The 25243-nt window shown below is 75.4% G+C and carries 23 protein-coding genes; 16 read left to right on the forward strand and 7 right to left on the reverse strand.

The window, feature by feature from the left end:
* Positions 1–9: 9 nt before the first annotated feature.
* On the forward strand, positions 10–1044 hold the full coding sequence (locus AC27L3_RS02675; RefSeq protein WP_487232354.1) for a DUF8017 domain-containing protein: 1035 nt from the start codon (positions 10–12) through the stop codon (positions 1042–1044).
* Positions 1045–1054: 10 nt separating this feature from the next.
* Here AC27L3_RS02675 and AC27L3_RS02680 read toward each other — a convergent pair whose 3' ends face one another.
* Both AC27L3_RS02680 and AC27L3_RS02685 read right to left on the reverse strand, forming a co-directional pair.
* Complete coding sequence (locus tag AC27L3_RS02680) at positions 1055–1900, reverse strand: spermidine synthase (protein ID WP_487232355.1); 846 nt, start codon at positions 1898–1900, stop codon at positions 1055–1057.
* 4 nt (positions 1901–1904) lie between these two features.
* On the reverse strand, positions 1905–2975 hold the full coding sequence (locus AC27L3_RS02685; RefSeq protein ID WP_487232356.1) for a GTP-binding protein: 1071 nt from the start codon (positions 2973–2975) through the stop codon (positions 1905–1907).
* A 119-nt stretch (positions 2976–3094) separates the two neighbouring features.
* On the opposite strand from AC27L3_RS02685, the gene AC27L3_RS02690 reads away from it, so the two are divergent.
* From AC27L3_RS02690 to AC27L3_RS02705, 4 genes are all read left to right on the forward strand, one after another.
* Positions 3095–3832 (forward strand): TVP38/TMEM64 family protein, encoded by a 738-nt coding sequence (locus tag AC27L3_RS02690; RefSeq protein WP_487232357.1) that lies wholly within the window; start codon positions 3095–3097, stop codon positions 3830–3832.
* A 152-nt stretch (positions 3833–3984) separates the two neighbouring features.
* Positions 3985–4881, forward strand: coding sequence for an undecaprenyl-diphosphate phosphatase (locus AC27L3_RS02695; protein ID WP_487232358.1), 897 nt, complete (start codon positions 3985–3987; stop codon positions 4879–4881).
* A gap of 171 nt (positions 4882–5052) precedes the next feature.
* The gene (locus AC27L3_RS02700) at positions 5053–5667 is read left to right on the forward strand and encodes a TetR/AcrR family transcriptional regulator (RefSeq protein WP_487232359.1); all 615 of its coding nucleotides are present in this window, start codon (positions 5053–5055) and stop codon (positions 5665–5667) included.
* 79 nt (positions 5668–5746) lie between these two features.
* On the forward strand, positions 5747–7117 hold the full coding sequence (locus AC27L3_RS02705; RefSeq protein ID WP_487232360.1) for an FAD-dependent oxidoreductase: 1371 nt from the start codon (positions 5747–5749) through the stop codon (positions 7115–7117).
* Here the strand turns inward: AC27L3_RS02705 and AC27L3_RS02710 are convergent.
* Both AC27L3_RS02710 and AC27L3_RS02715 read right to left on the reverse strand, forming a co-directional pair.
* Entirely contained in the window at positions 7071–7421 is a 351-nt protein-coding gene (locus AC27L3_RS02710) for an ArsR/SmtB family transcription factor (RefSeq protein WP_487232361.1), read from the reverse strand. The two genes, AC27L3_RS02705 and AC27L3_RS02710, sit on opposite strands and share 47 nt — an antisense overlap.
* Before the next feature lie 54 nt (positions 7422–7475).
* On the reverse strand, positions 7476–8624 hold the full coding sequence (locus tag AC27L3_RS02715) for a PP2C family protein-serine/threonine phosphatase (protein WP_487232362.1): 1149 nt from the start codon (positions 8622–8624) through the stop codon (positions 7476–7478).
* A gap of 169 nt (positions 8625–8793) precedes the next feature.
* Here AC27L3_RS02715 and AC27L3_RS02720 point away from each other — a divergent pair, with 169 nt between their 5' ends.
* The 4 genes from AC27L3_RS02720 to AC27L3_RS02735 all read left to right on the forward strand — a co-directional run bounded on the left by AC27L3_RS02720 (position 8794) and on the right by AC27L3_RS02735 (position 12784).
* Positions 8794–9891 carry an NADH:flavin oxidoreductase/NADH oxidase gene (locus tag AC27L3_RS02720; protein ID WP_487232363.1) on the forward strand — a complete coding sequence of 366 codons (1098 nt, stop codon included), beginning with the start codon at positions 8794–8796 and terminating at the stop codon, positions 9889–9891.
* A gap of 93 nt (positions 9892–9984) precedes the next feature.
* Positions 9985–10662 (forward strand): uracil-DNA glycosylase, encoded by a 678-nt coding sequence (locus AC27L3_RS02725; protein WP_487232364.1) that lies wholly within the window; start codon positions 9985–9987, stop codon positions 10660–10662.
* Positions 10663–10696: 34 nt separating this feature from the next.
* Positions 10697–11686, forward strand: coding sequence for an N-acetylglucosamine kinase (locus AC27L3_RS02730; RefSeq protein ID WP_487232365.1), 990 nt, complete (start codon positions 10697–10699; stop codon positions 11684–11686).
* 174 nt (positions 11687–11860) lie between these two features.
* A complete protein-coding gene (locus AC27L3_RS02735; protein WP_487232366.1) occupies positions 11861–12784 on the forward strand; it encodes a sirohydrochlorin chelatase family protein in 924 nt (307 codons plus the stop codon).
* Between the two features lie 224 nt (positions 12785–13008).
* Here the strand turns inward: AC27L3_RS02735 and AC27L3_RS02740 are convergent, their stop codons facing one another.
* Positions 13009–14082, reverse strand: a complete 1074-nt coding sequence (locus AC27L3_RS02740; RefSeq protein WP_487232367.1) for a lactonase family protein — start codon at positions 14080–14082, stop codon at positions 13009–13011.
* Positions 14083–14409: 327 nt separating this feature from the next.
* On the opposite strand from AC27L3_RS02740, the gene AC27L3_RS02745 reads away from it, so the two are divergent.
* Complete coding sequence (locus AC27L3_RS02745) at positions 14410–15912, forward strand: FUSC family protein (protein ID WP_487232793.1); 1503 nt, start codon at positions 14410–14412, stop codon at positions 15910–15912.
* A gap of 214 nt (positions 15913–16126) precedes the next feature.
* Here AC27L3_RS02745 and AC27L3_RS02750 read toward each other — a convergent pair whose 3' ends face one another.
* Positions 16127–18709: a SpoIIE family protein phosphatase gene (locus tag AC27L3_RS02750; RefSeq protein ID WP_487232368.1), complete on the reverse strand. Its 2583-nt coding sequence runs from the start codon at positions 18707–18709 to the stop codon at positions 16127–16129.
* 121 nt (positions 18710–18830) lie between these two features.
* Between AC27L3_RS02750 and AC27L3_RS02755 the strand changes: the two genes are divergently transcribed.
* Complete coding sequence (locus AC27L3_RS02755; protein WP_487232369.1) at positions 18831–19319, forward strand: Lrp/AsnC family transcriptional regulator; 489 nt, start codon at positions 18831–18833, stop codon at positions 19317–19319.
* Positions 19320–19442: 123 nt separating this feature from the next.
* Here the strand turns inward: AC27L3_RS02755 and AC27L3_RS02760 are convergent, their stop codons facing one another.
* The gene (locus AC27L3_RS02760; protein ID WP_487232370.1) at positions 19443–19874 is read right to left on the reverse strand and encodes a secondary thiamine-phosphate synthase enzyme YjbQ; all 432 of its coding nucleotides are present in this window, start codon (positions 19872–19874) and stop codon (positions 19443–19445) included.
* Positions 19875–19940: 66 nt separating this feature from the next.
* On the opposite strand from AC27L3_RS02760, the gene AC27L3_RS02765 reads away from it, so the two are divergent.
* From AC27L3_RS02765 to AC27L3_RS02785, 5 genes are read left to right on the forward strand one after another with little or no spacing between them, the layout of a single operon-like run.
* The gene (locus AC27L3_RS02765; protein WP_487232371.1) at positions 19941–21068 is read left to right on the forward strand and encodes an NAD(P)-binding domain-containing protein; all 1128 of its coding nucleotides are present in this window, start codon (positions 19941–19943) and stop codon (positions 21066–21068) included.
* Between the two features lie 30 nt (positions 21069–21098).
* A complete protein-coding gene (locus AC27L3_RS02770; RefSeq protein ID WP_487232372.1) occupies positions 21099–21863 on the forward strand; it encodes a (Fe-S)-binding protein in 765 nt (254 codons plus the stop codon).
* Positions 21860–23329, forward strand: a complete 1470-nt coding sequence (locus AC27L3_RS02775) for a lactate utilization protein B (RefSeq protein ID WP_487232373.1) — start codon at positions 21860–21862, stop codon at positions 23327–23329. Before AC27L3_RS02770 ends, AC27L3_RS02775 begins: the two co-directional genes overlap by 4 nt.
* The gene (locus tag AC27L3_RS02780) at positions 23326–24000 is read left to right on the forward strand and encodes a LutC/YkgG family protein (RefSeq protein WP_487232374.1); all 675 of its coding nucleotides are present in this window, start codon (positions 23326–23328) and stop codon (positions 23998–24000) included. Before AC27L3_RS02775 ends, AC27L3_RS02780 begins: the two co-directional genes overlap by 4 nt.
* A gap of 38 nt (positions 24001–24038) precedes the next feature.
* Complete coding sequence (locus AC27L3_RS02785; RefSeq protein ID WP_487232375.1) at positions 24039–25208, forward strand: CaiB/BaiF CoA transferase family protein; 1170 nt, start codon at positions 24039–24041, stop codon at positions 25206–25208.
* Positions 25209–25243 lie beyond the last annotated feature (35 nt).

Raw genomic sequence — 25243 nt, forward strand, 5'->3', positions numbered from 1 at the left:
TTGTCGGCCATGTGGCCAGGACAGCAGCAGCCCGGCGGAGCGCAGAACCCGCAGGGTCCCCAGGGCAACCCGTACCAGCAGCCCGGGTACGGATACCCCAACCCCTACCAGCAGCCCGCACCCCCGCAGTCGGGCCCTCCCCAGCCCAACCCCTACGCACAGCAACAGCCCACCGTGCCGCAGTGGCCGGCACCGGGCATGCCGGGCACTCCCCCGCCGGACGGCGGCCGGAACCGGCGCACCACCGTGATCGCGGTGGGTGCGGCGGTGGCCGTGGTCGCCGCGGCCGTGATCACCGGGGTGGTCGTGCTGAAGGACGACGACAAGGGCAAGGACCCGGTGCCCGCCGCCAAGGACGCCTCGCCCTCGGCGAGCGCCCCCTCCTCCGCGGCGCCGTCCGGCGCGGCGCCCGGCAACAACCCGCGGGCGGGCGGCAGCGACGCCAAGCCGGTGATCGCCGGCTGGAAGGTCGTCGTCAACCCCAAGCGCCATGTGGCCTACGACGTGCCGGCCGACTGGGACGTCGCCACGACGGGTTCGGGCGTGACCATCCCCGACACCTCGGAGGCGGGCCGCAAGGAGGGCAAGCTGGCCGAGGCGATGTCCTCGCCGGCCTACTTCCAGCGCGAGCAGTGCGTCGTGAAGAACGACAAGGGCTACGACGAGACGTACTCCGCCGCCATCACCGGGGCCAAGGGTGCGCAGGGCGCCAAGAACCTGCAGGAGGCCGCCGAGAACTCCGCCGCCAGCTGGGCCTGGGCGATGTTCGACCAGGAGAAGAAGGGCAAGTTCGACATCGGCAAGGCGCAGCCGTTCACGAGCGACCACGGCATCACGGGCTTCACCGCCACCACGTCCGCCAACAACGTGCCCAAGGGCAACAAGTGCTCCAGTGACGGCAAGGCGTTCTCGGTGGCCTACAAGGACGCCAACGGCGACTTCCAGACGTGGATCTTCTCCGGCGTCAAGGGCAAGGACAACGAGGTGCCCGACGACACCATCAAGAAGATCATGAGCACGCTGCGGCCGCTGACCTCGTCCTGAACGGCCGGCTTCAGCCGACGGTGAAGGTGCCGCCCGGCGGCTCCGGCGAGGCGGTCGCCTCGGCGTCGGTGACCGGGTGCGCGCCGGCGGTGAAACGTTCGAGCGCCGTCCCGTGCTCCACCCGCGCCGGGAAGGCGTCGGCGGCGGCCCGGCGGGAGAGGGCCGCCACCGGCAGCTCGGTACGGGCGGCGACGAGCACGGCGTTGCCGAAGCGCCGCCCGCGCAGCATCGGCGCCTCGGCGATCAGGCACAGGTGCGGGAAGACCGCCGCGAACGTGGCGACCTGGGAGCGCAGGAAGGCGAACGGCGCCCCGTCGGCGAGGTTGGCCACGTAGTGGCCGCCCGGGCGCAGCACCCGGGCGGCGGCGCGGGCGTACTCGACCGAGGTCAGGTGCGCGGGCACCCGCGAGCCGCCGAAGACGTCGGCGACGACGACGTCGGCGGAGCCGGCCGGGGACGCCTCCAGTGCCGCCCGGGCGTCGCCGGCACACACCTCGATCCCGCTGCCGGCCGGCAGCGGCAGGTGCTCGGCGACGAGGCCGATCAGGCCGCGGTCCGCCTCGATCACGCGCTGGCGGGAGCCGGGACGGGTCGCTGCGGTGTAGCGGGGCAGCGTCAGGGCGCCGCCGCCCAGGTGCAGCACCTCCAGCGGCAGGCCGGGGGCGGCGACGGCGTCGAGGACGTGGCCCACCCGCCGGGCGTACTCGAACTCCAGGTGGGTGGGCTCGTCCAGGTCGACGTACGACTGGGGCGCGCCGTCCATGGTCAGCAGCCAGGCCCGGTCCCGGTCCACGTCGGGCAGCAGCTTGGCGGTGCCCAGATCGACGTCGCGGGTCACGGGTACGGGTTCGGCCATCCGTTCATTGTCCCCCGGCCGGCAAGGGGCCGGTGACCACCCCGGTGCCCACCGTGCGCCCGTCGCGACGCACGGCGAACGGCAGGCCCCGGGTCAGGGCCACGGCCCGGTCGAGCTCGACGGTCGCGACGGCCGCCCCCGGCGGCTGCGCGAGCGTGCCGGCCGCCTCGGCGGTGCGCAGGTGGAAGCGCAGCGCCTGCCCGGCGCGGACGCCGGCGGCCAGCTCCACGTGCGCACGAAAGCGCCGCAGCGCGGTGATGCCGCCCGGGGCGGCCACCACGTCGCCGCGGAGCGCCGCCCGGGCGCCGGGGCCGGTCAGCAGCAGGGTGAGCCTGTCGCCGGGTTCGGCCCCGTCCATGAGGCGGCCGAAGGTGCGCAGTTCCGCGGCGGTGGCGCTCGTGCCCGCGCCGGCCAGCTCCACGCGCTCCCCCGGCCGCAGCGTGCCGCGTTCGACGGTGCCGCTGACGGCCGTCGCACCGCCGGACAGGTGCCGCACGTGGGAGAGCGGGAGCAGGAAGGGCGCGTCGGCGTACCGCACCGGCGTGGGCACATAGGTGTCGACGGCGTCGACGAGCGCCTCCAGCGCCGCGCGCCAGCGCGCCTCGCCGGCCAAGGCGGCCCGCGCGTCGGTCCGCACGACGGGGACGTGCCCGCCCCCGTGGGCGGCGAGCAGCTCGCGCACCTGCGCCTCGGCGCGGGCGCTGCGGGCGGGCCCGGCGCTCGCGGCCATGGTGAGGGCGACGACGACGTGGTGGACGCCGGCGGTGCGGGCCAGCAGCAGGTGCTCGGCGGTGGACGGGGTGACGCCGTCGTGCGCCGAGACGGCCAGAAGTGCGCCGTCGAGCCCCCACAGGCCGGCGATCAGGGCGGGCAGGCGGCGGGGCCGGCCGGGCAGGTCGGCGTGGGCGTAGTGGCGGGTGCCCGTCTCGTACTCCACGTACGGCGCGCCGACGGGCGCGGGGGCACCGAGCAGGTGGGCCAGGGCGGCGGTGAGCGTGGTCTTGCCGTGACCGCGGTGGCCGAGGGTGGCGATGGTGACGTGCGGTTTGGTGCGGGCGTAGGCCGGTTCGGGCATGGCTCCTTCCGGTGCGCGGTGTCCCGGCGCCTCGCACCGCCTCGATGCTCGCGCACCGGCTGCGGCCCGTCGAACGGTTTTCGCCGCCCGGGGCGGCGGGCGTCGGTTACGCTCCTTCGATGCTCGATACCGCAGTGCCGTCCCCCGGGCCCGCCGAGCGCTGCGTCCGCGCGCTGCTGTCCCCCTGGTTCCGGCTGGCGCTGCTCGTCGTGCTGCTCGGCGGTGCGGTCGCGGCCGTGCTGCTGTGCCGTCCGGAGCGCATCCTGGCCGACGGCTGGCCGGCCCGGCTGTCGGGCGGCGCCGCCCCGGTGCTGTTCGCCGTGGCGTACGGGCTGTGCACGGCGGCGTTCGTGCCGCGCCCGGTGCTGAACGTGGCGGCCGGTGCCCTCTTCGGCGGCCCGGTGGGCACGGCGGCGGCACTGGTGGGGACGGTGCTGGGCTCGGCCCTGTCGTTCGGGCTGGGCCGGCTGCTGGGGCAGGAGGCGCTGCGTCCGCTGCTGCGGGGGAAGTGGCTCAGGGCCGCCGACCGGCAGCTGAGCCGGCACGGTTTCCGCTCGATGCTGGCGCTGCGGCTGCTGCCCGGGCTGCCGTTCGCGGCGATGAACTATCTCGCGTCCGTCTCGCGCATGGGCTGGCTGCCGTTCCTGCTGGCGACGGCGGTGGGCAGCGTCCCGAACACGGCGGCCTACGTCGTCGCCGGGAGCCACGCCACCTCGCCCACCTCGCCGGTGTTCCTGGCGGCGACGGGCTTCATCGCGGTCACGGGCGCGGCGGCCGCCGCGGTGGCCTGGCGGCGCCGGCCGCGCACCCTGCCGGCCGCCCTGGCCCGCCGCCGCGCCGAGCGCGGCGCGGAGTGAACCGCGGCCGTACCCCGCCGGTACGGCCCATGAACTCTTCGCACACCAGCCCGCATTGCGTAAAGACGTTCACCGATCCGTGAGAACGTACCGGCCGGTAGACCGGCGGCGGATCATGCCCGGTCGAGGACGCTGGGGTGGGCGCGACGTTCATGAGCTGGTTCGAATCCTTTCTTCTCGGGCTCGTCCAGGGCCTCACCGAGTTCCTGCCCGTCTCCTCCAGCGCCCATCTGCGGCTGACCGCGGCGTTCGCGCACTGGTCGGATCCGGGGGCGGCCTTCACCGCGGTCACGCAGATCGGCACGGAGGCCGCGGTGATCCTGTACTTCCGCCGGGACATCGGCCGCATCCTCGCGGCGTGGTTCCGTTCGCTGCGCGATCCGGCGATGCGCCGCGACCAGGACGCCCGGACGGGCTGGCTGGTGATCGTGGGCTCGCTGCCGATCGGCGTGCTGGGCCTGCTGCTCAAGGACGCGATCGAAGGTCCCTTCCGGGACCTGCGGCTGATCGCGACGTCCCTGGTGGTGATGGGTGTCGTGCTGGGCGCGGCGGACCGGCTGGCCGCGCGCGACGAGCACCGCCCGGACGCGTACGACCGGGCCGGCGGCCGGCACCGGGCGGTGCGGCGGCGCAAGCAGCTGGCCGAACTCGGCACCAGGGACGGGCTGATCTTCGGCCTGTGCCAGGCCATGGCCCTGATCCCCGGGGTCTCGCGCTCGGGCGCGACGATCGGCGGCGGTCTCTTCCTCGGCTACTCCCGCGAAGCCGCGGCCCGTTACTCGTTCCTGCTGGCGATCCCGGCGGTGCTCGCCTCCGGGCTGTTCGAGCTGAAGGACGCGGGCGAGGGGCCCACGGCGTGGGGGCCGACCGCCCTGGCCACGGTGGTGGCCTTCGTGGTCGGCTACGCCGTCATCGCATGGTTCATGCGGTTCATCTCCAGCAGGAGCTTCCTGCCGTTCGTCGTCTACCGCATCCTGCTGGGCCTGTTGCTCCTCGCCCTCGTCGGCGCGGGTGTCCTCGGCCCGCACGCGGGCGGCTCCGCCGGCTGACCGGCGGCAAGCAGCCTCGATGTGACGGGACGTCAAAAAGCCGCCGGCGCCGGATCATCCCCCGCATGACCCGGCGCCGGCGGCGCAGCCGTCCTCCGTGCAGCACAGGGGACAACGTGACGCAGCGCCAAGTATACTGGTTGGGAGCCAGCCAACACAGGAGTTATGTGCATGTGCCCGCGCAGCCCAGCGGTGAACGAGGAGTTGCGCCGGCGATCGCGCGAACGACTGCTGCAGGCCACCGCCGAGCTGGTCGACGAGCGCGGCTTCGAGGAGACGACCCTCGGGGACGTCGCGGACCGCGCCGGTGCGGCGCGCGGGCTGATCTCGTACTACTTCCCGGGCAAGCGTCAGCTGCTGCAGTCGGCCGTGCACCGGCTGATGCACCTGGAGATCGACGCCTACTACGCGCGCACTCCGCTGCCGCGCGACGGGCGCGAGCAGCTCGCCCGGGCCATCGACGCGATCCTCGACCTCACGCGCAAGCATCCACGGCTGATGCGCCAGCACATGGCCAACATCCTGATGACGGAGACCTTCATCCGCTGCCCCGACCAGCAGCGCCTGGCCTCCCTGCTGCAGGAGACGATGGCCGAGTTCGGCTCCGCCGACCCCGAGGCCGACTACCGGATGCTGCGGGCCCTGATGATGGGCGCGGTGGTGGCGGTCCTGGTGCCGGGCATGCCGATGCCCACCGACCGGCTGCGCGTCGAGCTCTTCCAGCGCTACGGCCTGCCGTGGGAGCTCGGCTTCCCGCCCGGCGACCCGCCGCCGACGGGGGTGTGAACACTCCCGGCGCGCCAGGGCATCTGCCTTCGCGCGCCGGGGAGTGCGATCCTGGGGGCTCACAGCGGAAGGAGCCGCCGTGCTTCGCGTCGCAGTCGTCGGATCGGGTCCCAGCGGGGTCTACACCGCCCAGGCCCTGGTGCAGCAGCGCAGCGTTCCGGGCGTCACCGTGGACGTCCTGGACCGGCTGCCCTGCCCCTACGGGCTGGTCCGCTACGGCGTGGCCCCCGACCACGAGAAGATCAAGTCGCTGCAGAACAGCCTGCGCACCGTGCTGGAGACGCCGGGCGTGAGCTTCCTGGGCAACGTGTCCGTGGGCGAGGGCCCGGGCGCGGTCCCGCCGCACCGGCTGCTTCAGGCCTACCACGCCGTCGTCTACTGCGTCGGCGCGGCGAGCGATCGGCGGCTCGGCATCGAGGGCGAGGACCTGCCGGGCAGCTTCTCGGCCACCGAGTTCGTCTCCTGGTACAGCGCCCATCCCGACGCGGCGCCCGGCGGGTTCGTGCTCGGCGCGCGGTCCGTGGTGGTGATCGGGGCCGGCAACGTGGCGGTCGACGTCAGCCGGATACTGGCCCGCGGCGCCCCGGAGCTGCGGGCCACCGACGTCCCCGAGGCCGTCCTCGGCACGCTCGCCGGCAGCCGGGTGCGGGAGGTGCACATGGTCGCCCGGCGGGGCCCGGCCCAGGCCCGGTTCACCACCAAGGAGCTGCGCGAACTGGGCGCCCTGCCCGGCGTGCGGGCGCACGTGCACGCCGAGGAGGCCGCCCTCGACGCCGCCTGGGCGGACCCGGCGGGGCTGCCGGGGCCCGCGCGCCGCAACGTCGAGGTGCTGCGGGAGTTCTCGCAGGTCCCCGCGGAGCCCGGCGCGCGCAGCATCCGGCTGCGCTTCTTCCTGCGGCCGGTGGCGCTGCTGGGCGACGACGCGGTGCGGGCGGTGCGCTTCGAGCGGACGGTGCCGGACGGCAACGGCGGCGTGGTGGGCACCGGGCGGTTCGAGGAGATCGAGGCCCAGCTGGTGCTGCGGTCGGTGGGCTACCGCGGGGTGCCGGTCGGCGGCCTGCCCTTCGACGCCGAGCGGGGCACGGTGCCCCACCACCAGGGCCGGGTGCTGCGGGCGGGGGCGGCCTCGGCCGGGGAGTACGTGGCGGGGTGGATCAAGCGCGGTCCCACGGGCGTCATCGGCACCAACCGGCCGTGCGCCAAGGAGACGGTGGGCTCGCTGCTGGCCGACGCCGAGACCCTGCTGGCGCGCCGCCCGGCCGCCGATCCGCACGAGCTGCTGCGCGCGGCCGGTGCGGAGGTGGTCCGGTGGCCGGGCTGGCTGGGCATCGAGGCGGCCGAGGCGGCGCTCGGGCGGAATCTGGGCCGCGGCCCGGTGAAGATCGAGGACTGGCCGGGGCTGCTCACCGCTGCCCGGCGAGCCGCTGCTCCTGGCGGTCGAGGGCGGTGAGGACGCCGTCGAGCAGCCCGGGGAAGAGGTCGTCGAGGTCGGCCCGGCGCAGCCGGTTGACCTTGGCCGTGCCCTGGTAGATCTGGTTGATCACACCGCTCTCGCGCAGGACGCGGAAGTGGTGGGTGGTCGTCGACTTGCTGACCGGCAGCTCGAAGTCCGAGCAGCACAGGTCCCCTTCCTCGTGGGCGAGGGCGCGCACGATCCGCAGGCGCAGGGGGTCGGACAGCGCGTGCAGCACACCCTCGACGCGGATCTCGTCCCGGGCCGGGTGCGCCAGTGGGCGGCCGGTCGGCGTGGTCATGGCGGGTCCTTCCCCGTACGGCGGTGGAACCCCATAGTACGAGGATCCTCGTAATTACCGCGGGCGCCGGGTGACGGGTGCCGTGCCGGGACCCCTGCGGCCCCGCTCGTCGCAGCGCTCGACCGCCACGAGGGCGACGTCGTCGCGCAGCGTGCCGCCGGAGTGGACCAGCAGGTCCTCGTGCACGCGCTGGACCAGGCGCTGCGGGTCCCGCTCGCGCCAGGCGGCGACGCGTTCGAGCAGGGGGTAGAAGGCGCCCTGCGGGCTGCGGGTCTCGATGACCCCGTCGGTGTAGAGCAGCAGCAGGTCGCCGCGCTCGTAGGGGAAGACCTCGGCGGTGTAGTCGTCCTCCGTCAGGCTGCCGCCCAGGCCCAGGGGCAGGGCCGGCTCACGCACCGTCAGCTCGACGACCTCGCTCCCGCGGATCCGCAGCGGGGGCGGGTGGCCGCAGTTGACCATCAAGAGCTCCTCCCGCCCGTCGGGGATCTCGACGACCACGGCGGTGACGAACCCCTCGCCCCCGTTGTTCTCGCCCGAGGGCTCCCAGTAGACGGTGTTGTGCAGGTGCGCCACCAGACGCGTCAGGGGCGGGTTGCGGTGCGCCGCCGCCCGGTAGGCGCCCAGCAGCAGCCCGGCGTCCCCGACGGCCGTCAGGCCCTTGCCGCGCACGTCCCCGATCATCACCCGGGTGCCGCCGGTGGTGCGCACGGCGGCGTACAGGTCGCCGCCGATGCGCGCCTGCGCCGCGGCGGCCACGTACACCGCGGCCAGGCGCAGCGGGCCCATGCGCGGCGGGATCGGCCGCAGCAGGACGCGCTGGGCGACGTCGGCCACCGAGCGGGTCTGGTCCAGCACCCTGCCCCGCCGCTCGTGCATGTAGTTCAGGCCCATGACGGAGAGGGAGACGACGACGAGGGCGATGATCTGCGCCTCGTGGTTGGCCGACGTCAGCGAGCCGAAGGCGACTCCGATGAGGACCTGCGCGGCCACGGCGAGGGCACCGACCAGCGCGGTGAGCCGGGGCCCGCCGAGGGTGGCGGCGACCGCCGGGGCGACCGCCAGCAGCGGCCCGAGGTGGATGTTCGGACCGGTCAGCAGGTCCGCCGCCGTGATCACCACGATGTACGCCAGCGGGACCGCGAGCAGCGCGCGGCGCGGGCGCGGCGGCTCGGGAAACGCGGGCAGGTGGTGCGGCAGGCGCATGCTTCCTGCATACATTCACCGCGCGCCGCGCGCCCGTCCGGCGCGTCCGGGGCGCCCCCTCCGGGCACTTGTACGAGGAGATTCGTACTTCGACGATTCCCGTAGTACGGTGATGGCCGTACTAGCGCGCAGCGCCGGACGTCGCTGCTGTCTGCGGAACGGAGTCACGTTGAGTTCCCTCTTCGAGCCCCTCACCCTGCGGTCCCTGACCGTCCCCAACCGGGCGTGGATGTCCCCCATGTGCCAGTACAGCGCGGACACCACGGGCGAGCACACGGGCGCCGTGAACGACTGGCACCTCGCCCACTACGCCGCCCGGGCCACCGGCGGAACCGGCCTGATCCTGCTGGAGGCCACCGCCGTCAGCCCCGAGGGCCGCATCAGCCCGGCCGACCTGGGGCTGTGGAACGACACGCAGGCGGCGGCGCTGCGGCGCCTGACCGGCTTCCTCAAGGAACACGGCACGGTGCCGGGCATCCAGCTCGCCCACGCCGGCCGCAAGGCGTCCACCGACGTGCCCTGGCGCGGCGGCCGGCCCGTGGGCCCCGAGGCCGCCGGCTGGCAGCCGGTGGGCCCGAGCCCGGTGCCGTTCGCCGGCGACCACCCGGCGCCGCGGGAGCTGACGGCCGAGGGGATACGCACCGTGGTCGCCGACTTCGCGGCGGCCGCCCGGCGGGCCCGCGAGGCCGGTTTCCAGGTCGTCGAGGTGCATGGCGCCCACGGCTACCTCCTGCACGAGTTCCTCTCCCCGCACAGCAACCACCGCACGGACGCCTACGGAGGCTCGTTCGACAACCGCATCCGCCTCGCCCTGGAGGTCGTCGACGCGGTGCGCAGCGAGTGGCCCGAGGAGCTCCCCGTCTTCTTCCGCGTCTCCGCCACCGACTGGCTCGCCGAGGACGAGGGCGAGGACCGGCCGGGCTGGACCGCCGACGACACCGTGCGCCTGGCCCGGGAACTGCGGGCCCACGGCGTGGACCTCCTGGACGTCTCCACCGGCGGCAACGTCCCCGACGCGCGCATCCCCGTGGGCCCCGGCTACCAGGTGCCGTTCGCCCAGCGGGTGCGCGAGGAGACCGGGCTGCCCGTCGGCGCGGTGGGGCTGATCACCGAACCGCAGCAGGCGGAGAAGATCGTCGCGGGCGGCGAGGCCGACGCCGTCCTCCTCGGCCGCGAGCTGCTGCGCGACCCGCACTGGGTCCGGCGCGCGGCCACAGCGCTCGGCGGCGAGACGCACACGCCCCGCCAGTACCTGCGCGCGGTGTGAGCACCGGCCCGCACGGCGGCCGCCCGGGCCCCCACCCGGCGACCACCGTGCGGGTTCGTGCGATCACGGGGTGAGCCAGTAGAGTGACCCGCCGTGGCTGCACGACCCTTGAACGAAATCGTCGAACCGGGCTGGGCCAAGGCACTGGACCCGGTGGCCGGACGCATCGCCGCGATGGGCGACTTCCTGCGCGCCGAGATCGCCGCCGGCCGGACCTACCTGCCCTCCGGGGCGAACGTGCTGCGCGCCTTCCAGCAACCGTTCGACGACGTCCGCGTGCTGATCGTGGGTCAGGACCCCTACCCCACCCCCGGGCACGCCGTCGGCCTGAGCTTCTCGGTGGCACCGGAGGTCCGCCCGCTGCCCGGCAGCCTGGAGAACATATTCCGCGAGCTGCACACCGACCTCGGCCTGCCCCGGCCCTCCAACGGCGACCTCACCCCGTGGACGCGACAGGGCGTGCTCCTGCTCAACAGGGCGCTGACCACCGCGCCCCGCCGGCCCGCCGCACACCGCGGCAAGGGCTGGGAGGAGGTCACGGAGCAGGCCATCCGGGCCCTGGTCGGGCGCGGCAAGCCGCTGGTGGCGGTGCTGTGGGGGCGCGACGCGCGCAACCTGCGCCCCCTGCTGGACGGCGTGCCGTGCGTGGAGTCCGCACACCCCTCCCCCATGTCCGCCGACCGCGGCTTCTTCGGCTCGCGCCCCTTCAGCCGGGTCAACGACCTGCTGGTGCGCCAGGGTTCGGCGCCGGTCGACTGGCAGCTGCCCTGACGCACGGACGGTGGCGGGCTGTAAGGTGCGCGCCATGTCGCTTCCTGCCGGTCCGGTGCTGGGTGTCGACTCGGGCGGTTCGGGCCTGCGGATCGCCCTGACCGACCCGCGGACGGCCGGCCCGCCGCTGACCTGGTCCTCGCCGGTGCCCGTCGGCGTGGGACCGCGCGGCATCGACGCACCCGGCCTCCTGGAGAGCGTGCTGCCGGCCGCCCGGGACCTGCTCGCGGCCGCCGGCGCGGCGCACTGCGCCGCCGTCTGCGTGGGCGCCGCCGGCATGGCCACCCTCGGGGACGACCTGCACGCCGTCCTGCCCGGCGTCCTGCGCGCCGAACTCGGCGCACGGCGGCTCGCGCTCGCCGCCGACGCCGTCACCGCCTACGCCGGCGCGCTCGGCCAGCGGCCGGGCGTGGTGGTCGCGGCCGGTACGGGCCTGATCGCGCTCGGCACCGACCTGCGGCCGGGCTCGGGCTGGCGGCGCGCCGACGGCTGGGGGCACCTGCTGGGCGACTGCGGCAGCGGCGCCTGGATCGGGCGGGCCGGACTGGAGGCCGCCATGCGCGCCCTCGACGGACGTGACGGTGGCTCACCCGCGCTGCTGCAGCGGGCCGAAGCGCTCTTCGGCCCGGTCTGCGGGCTGCCCGGCCTGCTCTACCCCCGGCAGGACCGGCCCGCCGTGCTGGCCTCCTTCGCCCCCGAAGTGGCCCGCTGCGCCGGGACGGACGCGCTCGCGGCCGGCATCCTGCGCGCCGCGGCCGGGCACATCGCCGTCGCGGCGGCCGCCGCCTGCCCGCCGCCCGACGACCCCTCGGCGCGGGAAGTGGCACTGACCGGCGGGTTGTTGCGTCTGGGCGAGCCCCTGCTGGGGCCGGTGCGCGAGGAATTGCGGGCGCGGCTGCCGCACGCCCGGCCGGTGGCCGCGCAGGGCGACCCGCTCCAGGGGGCGTTGCGGGTGGCCACGGCGCTGGCCGCGGACGATCTGACGCTGCCCGCCGACGGTGCGCTGCTGCGCGTCGTCCACTGACGGGCAGTCCTGGGGGAGGGCCGGTGACGGAGAGTCCTGACCGGCAGTCACCCTTTGATCACTTCCGCACGCATGATAAGAGCCAACGAAGAGCCCCGAACAAATGCGGACAGACCTTGCTCATTTACCCCCACCTAAACGGTCGAGTCCTATGAACGGCTAACATGCGGCGCCATGAGCTCCCCCACAGGGCCCGCGTCCGGCCTGCCTGTACGAATGCCGCGTCCCCGCCAGCCTGGACGACACCGGCGACCGGAGCCGGTGACCGCTCCGGCGGGTGCTCCCCCGCTGGTGCTGGCCGTGCCCGGGACGCCCGACACGACCACCCGCCGCATCGCCGAGGAGTCCTTGAGCATCGCCCGCTCGGAGCTGCCCGGCCTCGACGCCCGCGTGGGCTACCTGGACGCGCCGGCCGACGCCGACGAGCGCGACTTCCCGGCGCTGGACGCCGTCCTCGGCCGCGCCGCGGCCGAGCGCGCCGCCCTCGCCGGTGACGCCGCCGAGACCTGGGCGCAGGCGCCGGACGCCGTGGTGGTGCCGCTGCTCGCCGGGCCGGACAGCTCCGTGGTGCGGCGGATACGCCAGTCGGTGATGAGCAGCGGCAGCGCCGCCGAACTGACCGACGTGCTCGGTCCGCACCCGCTGCTCGCCGAGGCCCTGCACGTCCGGCTGTCCGAAGCGGGGCTGGCCCGCGCCGACCGGGCCCGGCTCTTCACGGTCGCGACCGCCGCCGACGGCATCGTCCTGGCGACGATCGGCGGCGAGGAGGCGGTGCAGACCGCGGGCATCACCGGCATGCTGCTCTCCGCGCGCCTGGCCGTGCCGGTGCTGGCCGCCGCCCTGGACGAGGAGGGCGCCGTCGCCCGCGCCGCCGACCAGCTGCGCGGCTCCGGCTCCCGCAACCTCGCGCTCGCCCCGTGCCTGATCGGCCCGGAGGTCGACGGCGCGCTGACGGAGATGGCCGCCAAGGAGGCCGGCTGCGCGGCGGCCGAGCCGCTCGGCGCGTACCCGGCGATCGGCCGGCTCATCCTCGCCAAGTACGCCGACACGCTCGGCATCAGCACGCAGCCCGCGCCGGTGGCCGCCCCGGCGCGCTGACGCGCCCGCCGGGGAGCACGACCGGGCCCCGTGCCCGGTGCCGCCTTTCGCCAGGGGTCTTCGCTCACGTGAAGGCCCCTGGCGGCGTTTCCGGCACCGTTGCGGGCGGCGTTGCGGGCGCCCGTTCCGGCGGCGTTTCGGCGCCTTTCCAGCGGCTTTCCGGCGGCGTTTCGGCGGTTTTTCGGTGGTTTTCGGTGGTTTTTCGCTGCGCGGCCGGGCACCCGTCAGGCGACGACCACGCAGGAGGCCGCCGCCACCGCCACCGATCCGACGAGGGCCGGCAGGCCCGTCTCCGTGTCGACGGTGAACCAGGCCACCTCGCCCGAGCGCTCATTGGCCGCGTAGAGCACCCCGCCGTCGGGATGCGCGCTCAGATCGCGCGGCCAGTGGCCGCCGCACGGCACGGTGCCGCGCAGCACCGCGGTGTCCCCCGAGGCGTCCAGGGCGAGCGTGGCGATGCTGTCGTGGCCGCGGTTGGCCGCCCACAGGAAACGGCCGTCGGCGGAGACCACGGGGGCCGAGGGGTAGGCGTCGGCGTCCGGCGGCACCACGCGCGTCTCGCCCACGGCCCGCAGCGTCCCCGTGGCGGCGTCCCAGTGGCAGATGGTGACGGTGGGCGCCAGCTCGTTCAGCACGTACGCCCGGTCCCCCCGCGGGTGGAAGACCAGGTGCCGGGGACCGCTGCCGGGGCGCAGCGGTCCCCGGCCGGCCGGGCGCGGCGCGCCGGCCGGCGGTTCCAGCGCGTAGATCCACACCGCGTCCGTGCCCAGGTCGGCGGAGAGCACCCGGCGCCCGGAGGGGTCGGGCACCACGCAATGGGCGTGCGGCCCGGCCTGCCGGTCGGCGACCGGGCCGGAGCCCCGGTGCGCGAAGACCTCCACCGGCTCGCCCGGCAGGCCGCCCGTGCGGATCCGCAGGGCGCTGACGCTGCCCGAGCCGTAGTTGGCGGTCAGCAGCCGGGCCCCGGCCACGGCGAGGTGGGTCGGGCCGTCGCCGCGCACGGGCACCGGACCGCCCAGGAGCTCCGGGCGGGCCGGGTCGGTCAGGGAGAAGGCGGCGACCGCGCCCTCCTCCGTCTCGCTCACCGCGTAGAGCACGTCGCCGCCGGGCGACAGGGCGAGGTAGGAGGGGTTGGCGACGGCATCGGTGGTGTGCACGATCTTCAGCGCGCCCGTTCCCGGCTCCACCTCGGCGACCGCCAGGCCCGGCCCGCCGGCCTCGGTGAAGGAGCCGATGTACGCCCAGCGCCGCGCCCCGCCGCGCCCGCCGCCCGTACCGTCCGTGCTGCTGCTCGTCATCGCCTCGTCCTCCCCGGCCGGGCTCCTGGCCCCCGCTTCTCACCGTCCGTCGCCCCGACGCTACACCTCGCCACCGACAGGCCCCCGGCGGGCACCCGGTCGCAGTCGTGGACCGTTGGCCGCCCGGCGGCCCGGCTCCGGGCGCCGCGACTGGGCCAATGGCCCAGTGCCGCAAACATCTCTTGAGCCAACGGGCGCACGGATGTTTTCATGGTCCGGTCGATGGCGCTGCGGATTCCGCGGCGCCTCTTTCTTTGTGGATTTCTTTGCGGCCGTTCGCGATACGGCATGGGCGACGACAGGGGGTGGCACGCAGTGCTGAAGGGGATGTTCACGGCTCCGGACCCGGGCAGGGTGCGCTTGCGCACCTCGGCCCGGGCCGTGCTCGGCGTGGGGTCGGCCGTGACCGTCTCGCATCTGGCCACCGGTTCCCTGCCGGCGGCGATCGCCGGCGGCCTGGCGGCGATGCTGGCGCTGTTCACCGTGGGCGACGCGACCGTGCGGGCCCAGGCGGTCACCACCGCCCTGCTGCCGCTCGTGGGACTGCCCGTCCTCGCCCTCGCCGCCGGCCTGCACGAGCACGCGCTGCTGCGCGACGCCGCCTTCCTCGCGGTGGTCTTCGCCGGCGTCCACGCACGCCGCTGGGGCCCGCGCGGGCAGGCGCTGGGCATCTTCGGGTTCATGACGTTCTTCATGGCGCAGTTCCTGCGCGCCGTGCCGCAGCAGCTGCCCGAGCTGTACACGGGCATGCTCCTGTCCCTCGCCGCCGCCGGTGTCGTGCGCTTCGCCCTGTGGTGCATCGAACGCCGCACCCCGCCGGCCCCCGTCCCGGCGCCGCTCACCGCCCGCGGTCTGGCGCGGCCCACCACCCGCCAGGCGTTCCAGAACACGGTGGCCTGCGCGCTGGCCCTGGGCGTCGGTCAGCTGGTCTCCGACCAGCGCTGGTACTGGGCGGTGGGCACCGCATGGTGGATCTTCGTCAACACCGCCTCGCGCGGCGAGACGCTGGTGCGCGGCTTCCGCCGCGTCGTCGGCACCCTGGCGGGCATCGTCGTCGGTCTGCTCGTGGCCGTCCCCCTGCACGGCGCGCCGGTGCCCTCCGTCGTGCTGGTCGCCGCGTGCGTCTTCGGCATCTTCTACACGGCCGCACCCTCCTACAGCTGGATGATGTTCTTCGTCACCGTGATGGCCTCCCTGCTGTACGGGCTGCTCGGGGTGCTCCACCCCGGCCTGCTGGTGCTGCGCCTGGAGCAGACGCTCGTCGGCGCGGCCGCCGCCGGCGTGGCGCTGGCCCTCGTCCTGCCGGTGACCACGCACGCGGCCACCGACGCCTGGATCCGGCGCGCCCTGGTGGCCGTACGGCAGTGCACCGCCGCCTCCGCGCGGCGCCTGGCGGGCGACGCGGCGGCCGATCCGGCGCCGCACGTCGCGGAGCTGGAGCTGCTGCTGGTGCGGGTGCGCGTCTCGCTCGCGCCGCTGCTGCACCCCCTCAGCCCGCTGCGGGCTCGCAAGGCGCGGGCGCTGGAGGTGATGGCGCACCTGGACGTGTGCGTCCGGCAGGCGCGGGGCCTGGCGGAGGTCGCCGCGGACCCGGAGGCCTCGCACGACGCCCGTCTGACGGCGGCCTGCCTGCGGGTCGAGGCGGCGCTGCACGCCTTGGAGCCGGCCGCCCGCACGGACGCCCCGGCGGCCGCGTCGGAGGCGGCTGCCACGCCGCACCACCCCGGTGCCGAGCGGGCGCTGGCGCACCTGCACGACCTGGAGCGCGCCCTGGCCGGGCTGGCGGCGCCCCTGCTGAGCAGCCCCCGGGCCCCGCTGGCGGGGATGTAAGGCTCCGCCAGCGGGGACTCGGGGTCGCACGTCGACTGCGGGCCGTCCCGATCGCGCCCACGCGGCGGCAGCCGCAGATCGACACGGCCCCGCGCCCCTGACGGGGCGCCCCATAGGGGCGCGGGGAACTGCGCGACAAGCCACCACGCACCCGCAGACGGGGTGCCTTGTCGCGCCCAAGCGGCGGCAGCCGAAAGGCTCCGCCCGGACCGCGTTACGACGCCGGTCGTGACGGCAGGTGCACGTCCAGCAGGCACACGTCGTCGCGCTGCTCGCCGGGCAGGAGGCGTGCCAGCAGCGCCTGGACGGGGCTGCCGCCACAGCCCTTGCCGCCGTCCTCGCCGCCGAGTTCGCGGCGGGCCGCCTCCGCGAAGCGGACGAAGCCCTCGTCGAGGTGTTCCCGGGGCCGCTCGATGAGCCCGTCGGTGTACAGCAGCAGGTGGTCCCCGGGCTCCAGGCGGCACTCGGCCTCGCCGTAGGTGGGCCGTGCCGTGGCGCCGAGCAGCATGCCCTCGGGCGGCGTGAGGAACTCCGCCTTGCCCTGCCGTACGAGCAGCGGCGGCGGGTGGCCGGCCTGCGCCCAGGTCAGGCAGCGGCCGACGGGGTCGTAGCGGCCGAGCACCATGGTGGCGGTGGTGTGGTGCCCGTCGTGCGTGTGCAGCAGCAGGGTGTTGAGCCGGTGCAGGGCCCCGGTCAGGGAGGACCCGGTGATGACCATGCCCTTGGCGGTGAAGCGCAGCTGCGCCATGGTGGCCACCGCGTCGATGCCGTGCCCGGCGACGTCGCCGACGGCGAACAGCACGCTGCCGTCGGGCATCTCCAGGGCGCTGTACCAGTCGCCGCCGACGTTGAGGTCGTCGTGCGAGGGCAGGTAGGTGACGTCCACGTGCAGGCCGCCCAGGGTCAGGGACCGGCCCGGCAGCGGCAGCAGCGCGTGCTGCAGGCGGGCGGCGACGGTCCGTTCGGCCTGCAGCACGTTGCGCTGGGCGAGGACGGCCTGCTGGGTCTCCAGCAGGGCCAGTTCGGCGCGGCGCTGGGCGGTGACGTCCTGGACGAAGCCGCGCACCTCGACGGGGGTGCCGCTCGCGTCGGGCACCGCTTCGGCGACGATCCGCAGGTGCCTGACGCCCTGGGAGGTGGTGATGCGGAAGGGGTGGTCGACGGGGGTGCCCTTGTCGAGCAGGCCCTGGATGACGGTGGCGAAGGCGGGCACGTCCTCGGGCAGCAGTTGCTCGGGCAGTTCCTGCAGGCCCACCGGGCCCCGCGCCGGGTCCCGGTCGAGGATGGCATGGACCTGGGGCGACCAGGTGATGGCCCCGGTGGCGAGGTTCCAGTCGGTCCAGCCGAGGTTGCCCAGGCGCTGCAGGTCGGCCAGCAGTTCCTGCTGGCGGTCGGCGGGGTCGTGGCCGGTCCAGGTGACGACGAGGCCGTCGCCCAGGCGTGCGGCCCGCACGGAGTAGCTGGAGACCTGCCTGACGCCGTCGGTGACCTCCTCGTACGAGAACGGGGCCCCCTCGTAGGGGCGCCCGGTCGCGAGGGTCTCCAGGTAGCCCCGCCACGGCGGGGCGCCGGCCATCGTGGGGTAGCACTCCAGGACGCGCAGTCCCACCATCCGGCGGCCGCGGCGCCCGGCGATGTCGACGGAGTGCGGCGCCGCGGCGTCGATGCGGAAGTCCTCGACCTCGCCGGACGCGGAGCGCAGGGGCGTGAGCAGGACGGCCGGACCCGGCAGGGCGTCGAACACCCGCTGGACGCGCTCGGCGTCGGGATGTTCGGGGCGCGGTGCGGCGGCACCGCACACTCGCAGGCTCCCGGCGCACAGGCGGGCGGCCGCGTGCAGCATGTCACGGGCGGGCGGGCCGAAGGGGGCGTCCAGGGCGCGCATCACCCCGAGGACGGCGGTGACCGTGCCGCCGGAGAGCACCGGGAGCCAGGCGCGCGTGGGCCATTGCTGCGGTGGGTCGCCGATCAGGTGATAGCGCCTGCTGTCCGTTGCGAGATCCTCCAGCCAGACCGCCTCACCCGTACGGATGACGTCCTGGGCCGCGATGCCGCTGACGGGCGGCACGTGCCGCCACTGGCCCGCGAGGACCGCCCCGGCGCCCGCGTGCCCGGCGAGCTCCAGCGCGCCGTCGGCGGTGGGCGAGAAGAGCACCACCACGGCGGCGTGGACCGGGGGCCCGGCCAGGTGGTCCAGGAGCACGCCGGCCAGCTCCTGCGGGCTGCCGACGCCGGCCAGCGCCTCGCCCAGCCCGCCGCCGGCTGTCGGGCCGTCGCCGGAGAGGGCGGCCGTCCCGCCATCCCTGGAGCGGCCGGCAGTCCTGCCGTCACCCGTCAGGGAGGTCGTCCCGCCGTCGCCCATCCCGTCACCGCCCGTCCCGTCGGCCTGCGAGCCGTCTCCCGTCCGGGAGGCCGCATCGCCGTCCTGCGCCCGGTCGGCCGTCGTCCCCGTCCGCCCCGCCGGGGCGCCGGGCCGTGGACCGGCCGGTTCGGCGGCCGCCCGCGGGGCGGGCACGCCGGGCGCGTGCCCGGCTGTCTCGCCGAGGACCGTCCAGCACTCCTCCACCAACGTGTGGCCCTGTGTGCGGGCCCGCCGCGTCAGCTCCTCGTGGGCGTCGGCCGCGCTGCAGCCGGAGCGGGCCATCAGCATGCCTTTGGCCCGCTCCACCACGGCGGTCGTGGCGGCCAGGTGCTCCAGTCGCTCGTTGTCGGCCCGCAGCCTGGCCACCGCCTTGGCCAGTGCGACGACGTCGGGCACGACGCCGGACTCCTCGTCCTGCACAGACTCGCTCGTCACGCCCCGAGCATGGCACAGGCGGCCTGCCGAAAGCCCCGATCAGCAGGACCGGCCGCCCGGTATGGGGCCATTGGTACAGTGCGGTACCCGAAATCGTTCGACCGAGGGGAGCCGACGGCCCGTGGCCGTGGACGCGCTGGACGCCAGGATCCTGCGGCTGTTGCTCGAACAGCCGCGTACGAGCGCGCGGGAGTACGCGCGGTTGCTCGGCATCGCGCGGGGCACGCTGCAGGCCCGGCTGGACCGCATGGAGCGGGACGGCGTGATCACCGGTACGGGCCCGCGGCTCTCCCCGGCGGCGCTGGGCCACCCGTTGCTGGCGTTCGTCCACATCGAGGTGACCCAGGGGCGCCTGGAGACGGTCGCCGCCGCACTGGCCGACGTGCCGGAGATCATCGAGGCCTTCTCCATCACCGGCGGCGGCGACCTCCTGGCCCGGGTGGCCGCCCGGGACGCGGCGCACCTGGAGGACGTCATCCAGCTGCTCGTCCAGGTGCCGGGCGTGGTGCGCACCCGCAGCGAGATGGTGCTGCGCGAGCGCGTGCCCTACCGGATGATGCCGCTGGTGGAGGCGGTGGGCCGGCGGGCGGAACGGCGCGGCGCGCCCTGACGCCCCTCCGCCGTGCGAAACAGCACCCCCTGACTTCCTGTCACCGCCGCGCTGCGATGGTCCGCTCCCTCCAGAGGACTGACCTCGCCCCGTCCGCAGGGACGAAGGGTCGCCCCCGAAAGGTCACCCCAGGAAGGTCAGGCGCACCTGGCGGTCCGGGTTGTCCACGTTGGTGTCGACCAGGCAGACGGACTGCCAGGTGCCCAGTTCCAGCCGGCCGCCGAGGACGGGCAGGGTCGCGTGCGGCGGCACCAGGGCCGGCAGGACGTGGTCGCGGCCGTGGCCGGGGCTGCCGTGCCGGTGGCGCCAGCGGTCGTCGGCCGGCAGCAGGTCGCGCAGCGCGGCGAGCAGGTCGTCGTCGCTGCCAGCGCCCGTCTCCAGCACCGCGATGCCGGCGGTGGCGTGCGGGACGAAGACGTTGAGCAGGCCGTCGCGGCCCCCGGCGGCCTCGCCGAGGAACGCCTCGCACTCGCGCGTGAGGTCGTGGACCCGCTCGCGGGAGCCGGTGCGCACGTGCAGGACGTGGGTGGAGAAGGTGGTGGTCGCATCGGTCATGCCCCCCATCTTCGTACGCGCGGGCCGTCCGGGAAGGGATCGCCCCCTCCCCTGGTTGGTAGAAACATGAACGAATCCGGGGTGCGCGAGACCGACGTCGTCGTCGTGGGCGCCGGGCAGGCGGGCCTGGCCGGCGCCTACCACCTGCGCCGGGCGGGCCTGGAGCCCGGCGAGGGCTTCGTCGTCCTCGACCGCTCGCCCGCGCCCGGCGGCGCCTGGCAGTTCCGCTGGCCCACGCTGACGTACGGCAGGGTGCACGGGATGCATGCGCTGCCGGGCATGGAGCTGACCGGGGCGGACGGGAGCCGCCCGTCGGCCGAGGTGGTCGCCGGGTACTTCGCACGCTACGAACGCGCCTTCGACCTGCGCGTGCGGCGGCCCGTACAGGTGCGCGCCGTCCGCGACGGCGGGACCGGGCGGCTGCTGGTGGAGACGGACGGGGACGGCGTGTGGTCGGCGCGGGCGCTGATCAACGCGACGGGCACCTGGGACCGCCCGTTCTGGCCGCGCTATGCCGGCCAGGAGCTCTTCCGCGGCCGTCAGGTGCACACCGCCGACTACCCCGGGCCGGGCGCGTTCGCCGGGCTGCGGGTGGTCGTGGTCGGCGGCGGGACATCGGCCGTGCAGCACCTGATGGAGATCGCCGAGGTGGCGGCGGCCACCACGTGGGTGACGCGCCGGCCACCGGTCTTCCGGGCGGGCCCGTTCGACGAGGCGCGCGGCCGGGCGGCGGTCGCACTGGTCGAGGACCGCGTCCGCCGGGGACTGCCGCCGCAGAGCGTGGTGTCCGTGACCGGGCTGCCCCTGACCGCCGCCGTTGAACGGGCGCGGGCGGCCGGGGTGCTCGAGCGCCGGCCGATGTTCGAGCGCCTGACGCCCACATCGGTGGTCTGGGCCGACGGCACGGCCGTCGAGGCCGATGCCGTGGTGTGGGCCACCGGGTTCCGCCCCGCCGTCGGTCACCTCGCCCCGCTCGGGCTGCGCGAGCCGGGCGGCGGCATCCGGCTGGCGGGGACGCGTGCGGTGCGCGACCGGCGGGTGCACCTGGTCGGGTACGGACCGTCGGCGAGCACCGTCGGCGCGAATCGCGCCGGGCGCGCGGCCGTTGCGGAGATCCGCCGGCTGCTGGCCGGGGACACCCCGGCCGCCCCGAGTGGTGGATCTTCACAGCGGGAGCCGGCTGCGGCAGTATGAGGCGCGCAGCCGGATCCGGCAGGAGGTGCGATGCGCGTCGGGCTGTTCGTGACCTGCGTCAACGACACCTTGCGGCCACAGACCGGGCGGGCCGTGGTCACCCTGCTGGAGCGGCTCGGCGTCCACGTGGGCTTCCCGGCGGCTCAGAGCTGCTGCGGGCAGCCGCTGTACAACACCGGCTACCGGCACGCGAGCGAGCCGCTGGTGCTGCGCTCGGCCTCCGCCTTCGCGGGCTACGACTACGTCGTCACCCCGTCCGCCTCCTGTGCCGCCATGATCCGCGACCACTACCCGCGCATCGCCGCCCGCGCCGCCGAGGAAGCCCGCCCGGCCGGGCAGATGGCGGAACTGGCCGCGGCGGCCGCGGACATGGCGGGCCGGACCCACGAACTCACCGAGTTCCTCGTGGACGTGCTGGGCGTGACCGACGTCGGCGCATCCTTCCCCCACACGGTCACCTACCACCCCACCTGCCACGGTCTGCGCGCCCTGGGGCTGGCCGACCGGCCCCGGCGACTGCTGGAGCGGGTACGGGGCCTGCGCCTGCGGGAACTGGACGGCGCGACGGAGTGCTGCGGGTTCGGCGGCACGTTCTGTGTGAAGAACCCCGACGTCTCCACCGCCATGGGCACCGACAAGGCCCGGGCGGTCGTCGCCGGCGGCGCCGAGGTGCTGTGCGCGGTCGACAACTCCTGCCTGCTCCACATCGGCGGCGTCCTCGCCCGCCTGGGCTCGGCGGTGCGCCCGCTGCACCTGGCGGAGATCCTCGCCGCCACCGGCGGGGCCGCCGCATGAGCCGTACGCACCTGGGCATGCCGGCGTTCCCGCGGGCGGCGGCCGTCTCGACCCGCGACGCCACCTTGCGCGCCAACCTCCGGCGCGCCACCGGCACGATCCGGGCCAAGCGGGAGGCCGCGGTCGCCGAACTGACGGACTGGCAGCAGCTGCGTGCCGCGGCGGCGGCCGTCAAGGACCGCACCCTGCGCCACCTTGACCGCTATCTGCTGCAGCTGGAGGAGAACGTCACCCGCGCCGGCGGCACCGTCCACTGGGCCGCCGACGCCGAGGAGGCCAACCGGATCGTCACGGACCTCGTGCGGGCGACCGGCGAGCGCGAGGTCGTCAAGGTCAAGTCGATGGCCACCCAGGAGATCGGCCTGAACGCCGCCCTGGAGCGGGCGGGCATCCGCGCGTACGAGACCGACCTGGCCGAGCTCATCGTGCAGCTCGGCGACGACCTGCCCTCGCACATCCTCGTCCCCGCCATCCACCGCAGCCGCGGCCAGATCCGCGACATCTTCCGCGCGCACATGGGCGAGTGGGGCCGCCCGGCCCCCGACGGGCTCACCGACCGGCCCGCCGATCTCGCGGAGGCCGCGCGGCTGCACCTGCGCGAGAAGTTCCTGCGGTGCACGGTGGGCATCTCCGGGGCGAACTTCATGGTCGCCGAGACCGGCACCCTGGTCGTGGTGGAGTCCGAGGGCAACGGCCGGATGTGCCTGACGCTCCCGCGGACGCTGATCTCCGTGGTGGGCATCGAGAAGGTGGTCCCGGCCTGGCAGGACCTGGAGGTCTTCCTGCAGCTGCTGCCCCGCTCCTCGACGGCCGAGCGGATGAACCCCTACACCTCGATGTGGACCGGCACCTCGGACGAGGACGGACCGCGCGCCTTCCACCTGGTCCTGCTCGACAACGGCCGCACCGACACCCTCGCCGACCGCACCGGCCGCCAGGCGCTGCGCTGCATCCGCTGCTCGGCCTGCCTGAACGTCTGCCCGGTCTACGAGCGGGCCGGGGGCCACGCCTACGGCTCGCCCTACCCGGGCCCCATCGGCGCGATCCTCACCCCCCAGCTGCGCGGTACGGCCTCGCCCCTGGAGGAGTCGCTGCCGTACGCGTCCACGCTGTGCGGCGCCTGCTACGAGGTGTGCCCGGTGGCCATCGACATCCCCGAGGTCCTGCTCCACCTGCGCGAGCGCGTCGCGGAGGGCGGCGAGGTGACGCTGCGCGGCAACCGCACCGTCGTCCGGCCCGCCGCGCGGCACCGGCTGGAGCGTGCCGTCGCGGCCACGGCCGGCTGGACGCTGGACCACCCGGCGGTGCTGCGCCGCGCCCAGCGGCTGCTGGCCCGCACCCGGCGGCTGCACCCGCGGCGCCTGCCGGGCCCGGGCCGGGCCTGGACGGACGGCCGTGCGCTGCCGCCGGTGCCGCCCGAGTCCTTCCGCGACTGGTGGGCCCGTACGCGCGGCGGTGCCTCGTGAGCGGCGGCGAGACGAGCAGGGCGCGCGTCCTGGCCCGGGTACGGCGCGCGCTGGCGGACGTGCCCCGGCACGAGCACCCCGGCGACCACCCCGTGCCCCGTACGTACGAGCGCGTGCACGGGCGGCGCACGCCGCAGGAGTCCGTGGCGCTGCTGGCCGCGCACCTGACGGAGTACCGGGCCGTCGTCCACCGCACCGACGAGGCCGGGCTGCCCGGGCTGATCGCCGCACTGCTGGAGCGGCGCGGCGCACGGCGCGTGGTCGTGCCCGAGGGTCTGCCGGCGGCGTGGCTGGCGCGGGCGGCGGCGGAGAAGGTGGCGGACACCGCCGACCTGACGGCCCGTGACCTGGACGCGGTCGACAGCGTCGTCACCGGGTGCGCCCTGGCCGTCGCCGAGACCGGCACGCTGGTCCTGGACGCCGGCCCCGGCCAGGGGCGGCGCCGCATCACGCTCGTGCCCGACCACCACGTGTGCGTGGTGCGGGTGCCGGGGCAGGTCGTGGACTCGGTGCCGCAGGCGCTGGCGCGCCTGTCCCCCACCCGGCCGCTGACCTGGATCTCGGGGCCGTCGGCGACGAGCGACATCGAACTGGACCGGGTGGAGGGCGTGCACGGCCCCCGCACCCTGGACGTCGTCCTCGCCGGCGACCCGGCCGCCGTCGGGCCGTGAGCGTCGGACAAGTCGTGCCCTCCGGCAAAGGAGCCGCCGTGTCGTCCCAGGATCCGCAGGCGTTGCCGCTGCGCGGCATCACCGTCGTCGCCCTCGAACAGGCCGTCGCCGCGCCCTTCGCCACGCGGCAGCTGGCGGACCTCGGCGCCCGCGTCATCAAAGTCGAACGCCCGGGAAGCGGCGACTTCGCCCGCGGCTACGACCGCCGGGTCAAGGGCCTGTCCGCGTACTTCGTGTGGTGCAACCGCGGCAAGGAGAGCGCCGCGCTGGACCTGAAGGACGCCGCCGACCACGCCCTGCTGGAGCGCATCCTCGCCCGCGCCGACGTCTTCGTGCAAAACCTCGCGCCCGGCGCCGCCGAGCGGCTCGGTCTGGGCGCCGCGGCCTTGCGCGCCCGGCATCCGCGCCTGATCACCTGCGACGTCTCCGGCTACGGCGCCGAGGGCCCGTACCGCGACAAGAAGGCCTACGACCTGCTGGTGCAGTGCGAGACGGGGCTGGTCTCCATCACCGGCACCCCCGGAGCCCCGGCCCGGCCGGGCATCTCGGTCGCCGACATCGCCGGGGGCATGTACACGTACACGGGGATACTGACGGCCCTGTACGAGCGCGAACGGACCGGTCGCGGCGCACAGCTGTCGGTCTCGCTCCTCGACGCCCTGGCCGAGTGGATGGGGCATCCGTACTACGCCGAGGCGTACGGCGGTGAGCCCCTGGCGCCCAGTGGTGCGCGCCATCCCTCGATCTCGCCGTACGGGCACTACGGCTGCGGCGACGGCGCGCGGGTGTTCCTCAGCGTGCAGAACGAGCGGGAGTGGGCGGCGCTGTGCAGCCGGGTGCTGCGGCGGCCGGAGCTGGTGAACGATCCGCGGTTCACGGACAACCCCGCGCGCCACGCGCATGACGAGGAGCTGACGACCGTCATCGAGGAGTGCTTCGCCGCGCACACCGCGGACGGGGTGCTCGCGCTGCTGGACGCGGCCGGCATCGCGGCCGCCCGCCTGCGCTCGGTGGCCGAATCCACCGCCCACCCGCAGTTCGCGGCGCGGGAGAGGTGGCGGTCCTTCGACTCCCCCGCCGGGCCCTTGCGGGGTCTGCTGCCGCCGGTGACCGTGGCCGGCCGGGAGGCGGCCATGGGGGCCGTCCCCGCGCTGGGCGCGCACACGGCCGCGATCCGGGCGGAGTTCGCCGCGCCGCGGGCGGGGTGAAGGGATCTCCTCACCCCGCCCCAGCGGTCGGACCG

It is taken from the genome of Streptomyces sp. PKA51 (assembly GCF_057552455.1).

Excerpts from the sequence above, each read along its gene's own strand:
- AC27L3_RS02680 (WP_487232355.1), bottom strand. The coding sequence starts at position 1,900 with ATGGCCGAACCCGTACCCGTGACCCGCGACGTCGATCTGGGCACCGCC.
- AC27L3_RS02745 (WP_487232793.1), top strand. The coding sequence starts at position 14,410 with ATGTTCACGGCTCCGGACCCGGGCAGGGTGCGCTTGCGCACCTCGGCC.
- AC27L3_RS02690 (WP_487232357.1), top strand. The coding sequence starts at position 3,095 with ATGCTCGATACCGCAGTGCCGTCCCCCGGGCCCGCCGAGCGCTGCGTC.
- AC27L3_RS02765 (WP_487232371.1), top strand. The coding sequence starts at position 19,941 with ATGAACGAATCCGGGGTGCGCGAGACCGACGTCGTCGTCGTGGGCGCC.
- AC27L3_RS02735 (WP_487232366.1), top strand. The coding sequence starts at position 11,861 with ATGAGCTCCCCCACAGGGCCCGCGTCCGGCCTGCCTGTACGAATGCCG.
- AC27L3_RS02760 (WP_487232370.1), bottom strand. The coding sequence starts at position 19,874 with ATGACCGATGCGACCACCACCTTCTCCACCCACGTCCTGCACGTGCGC.
- AC27L3_RS02695 (WP_487232358.1), top strand. The coding sequence starts at position 3,985 with ATGAGCTGGTTCGAATCCTTTCTTCTCGGGCTCGTCCAGGGCCTCACC.
- AC27L3_RS02685 (WP_487232356.1), bottom strand. The coding sequence starts at position 2,975 with ATGCCCGAACCGGCCTACGCCCGCACCAAACCGCACGTCACCATCGCC.
- AC27L3_RS02710 (WP_487232361.1), bottom strand. The coding sequence starts at position 7,421 with ATGACCACGCCGACCGGCCGCCCACTGGCGCACCCGGCCCGGGACGAG.
- AC27L3_RS02715 (WP_487232362.1), bottom strand. The coding sequence starts at position 8,624 with ATGCGCCTGCCGCACCACCTGCCCGCGTTTCCCGAGCCGCCGCGCCCG.
- AC27L3_RS02740 (WP_487232367.1), bottom strand. The coding sequence starts at position 14,082 with ATGACGAGCAGCAGCACGGACGGTACGGGCGGCGGGCGCGGCGGGGCG.
- AC27L3_RS02730 (WP_487232365.1), top strand. The coding sequence starts at position 10,697 with ATGTCGCTTCCTGCCGGTCCGGTGCTGGGTGTCGACTCGGGCGGTTCG.
- AC27L3_RS02770 (WP_487232372.1), top strand. The coding sequence starts at position 21,099 with ATGCGCGTCGGGCTGTTCGTGACCTGCGTCAACGACACCTTGCGGCCA.
- AC27L3_RS02700 (WP_487232359.1), top strand. The coding sequence starts at position 5,053 with ATGTGCCCGCGCAGCCCAGCGGTGAACGAGGAGTTGCGCCGGCGATCG.
- AC27L3_RS02775 (WP_487232373.1), top strand. The coding sequence starts at position 21,860 with ATGAGCCGTACGCACCTGGGCATGCCGGCGTTCCCGCGGGCGGCGGCC.
- AC27L3_RS02675 (WP_487232354.1), top strand. The coding sequence starts at position 10 with ATGTGGCCAGGACAGCAGCAGCCCGGCGGAGCGCAGAACCCGCAGGGT.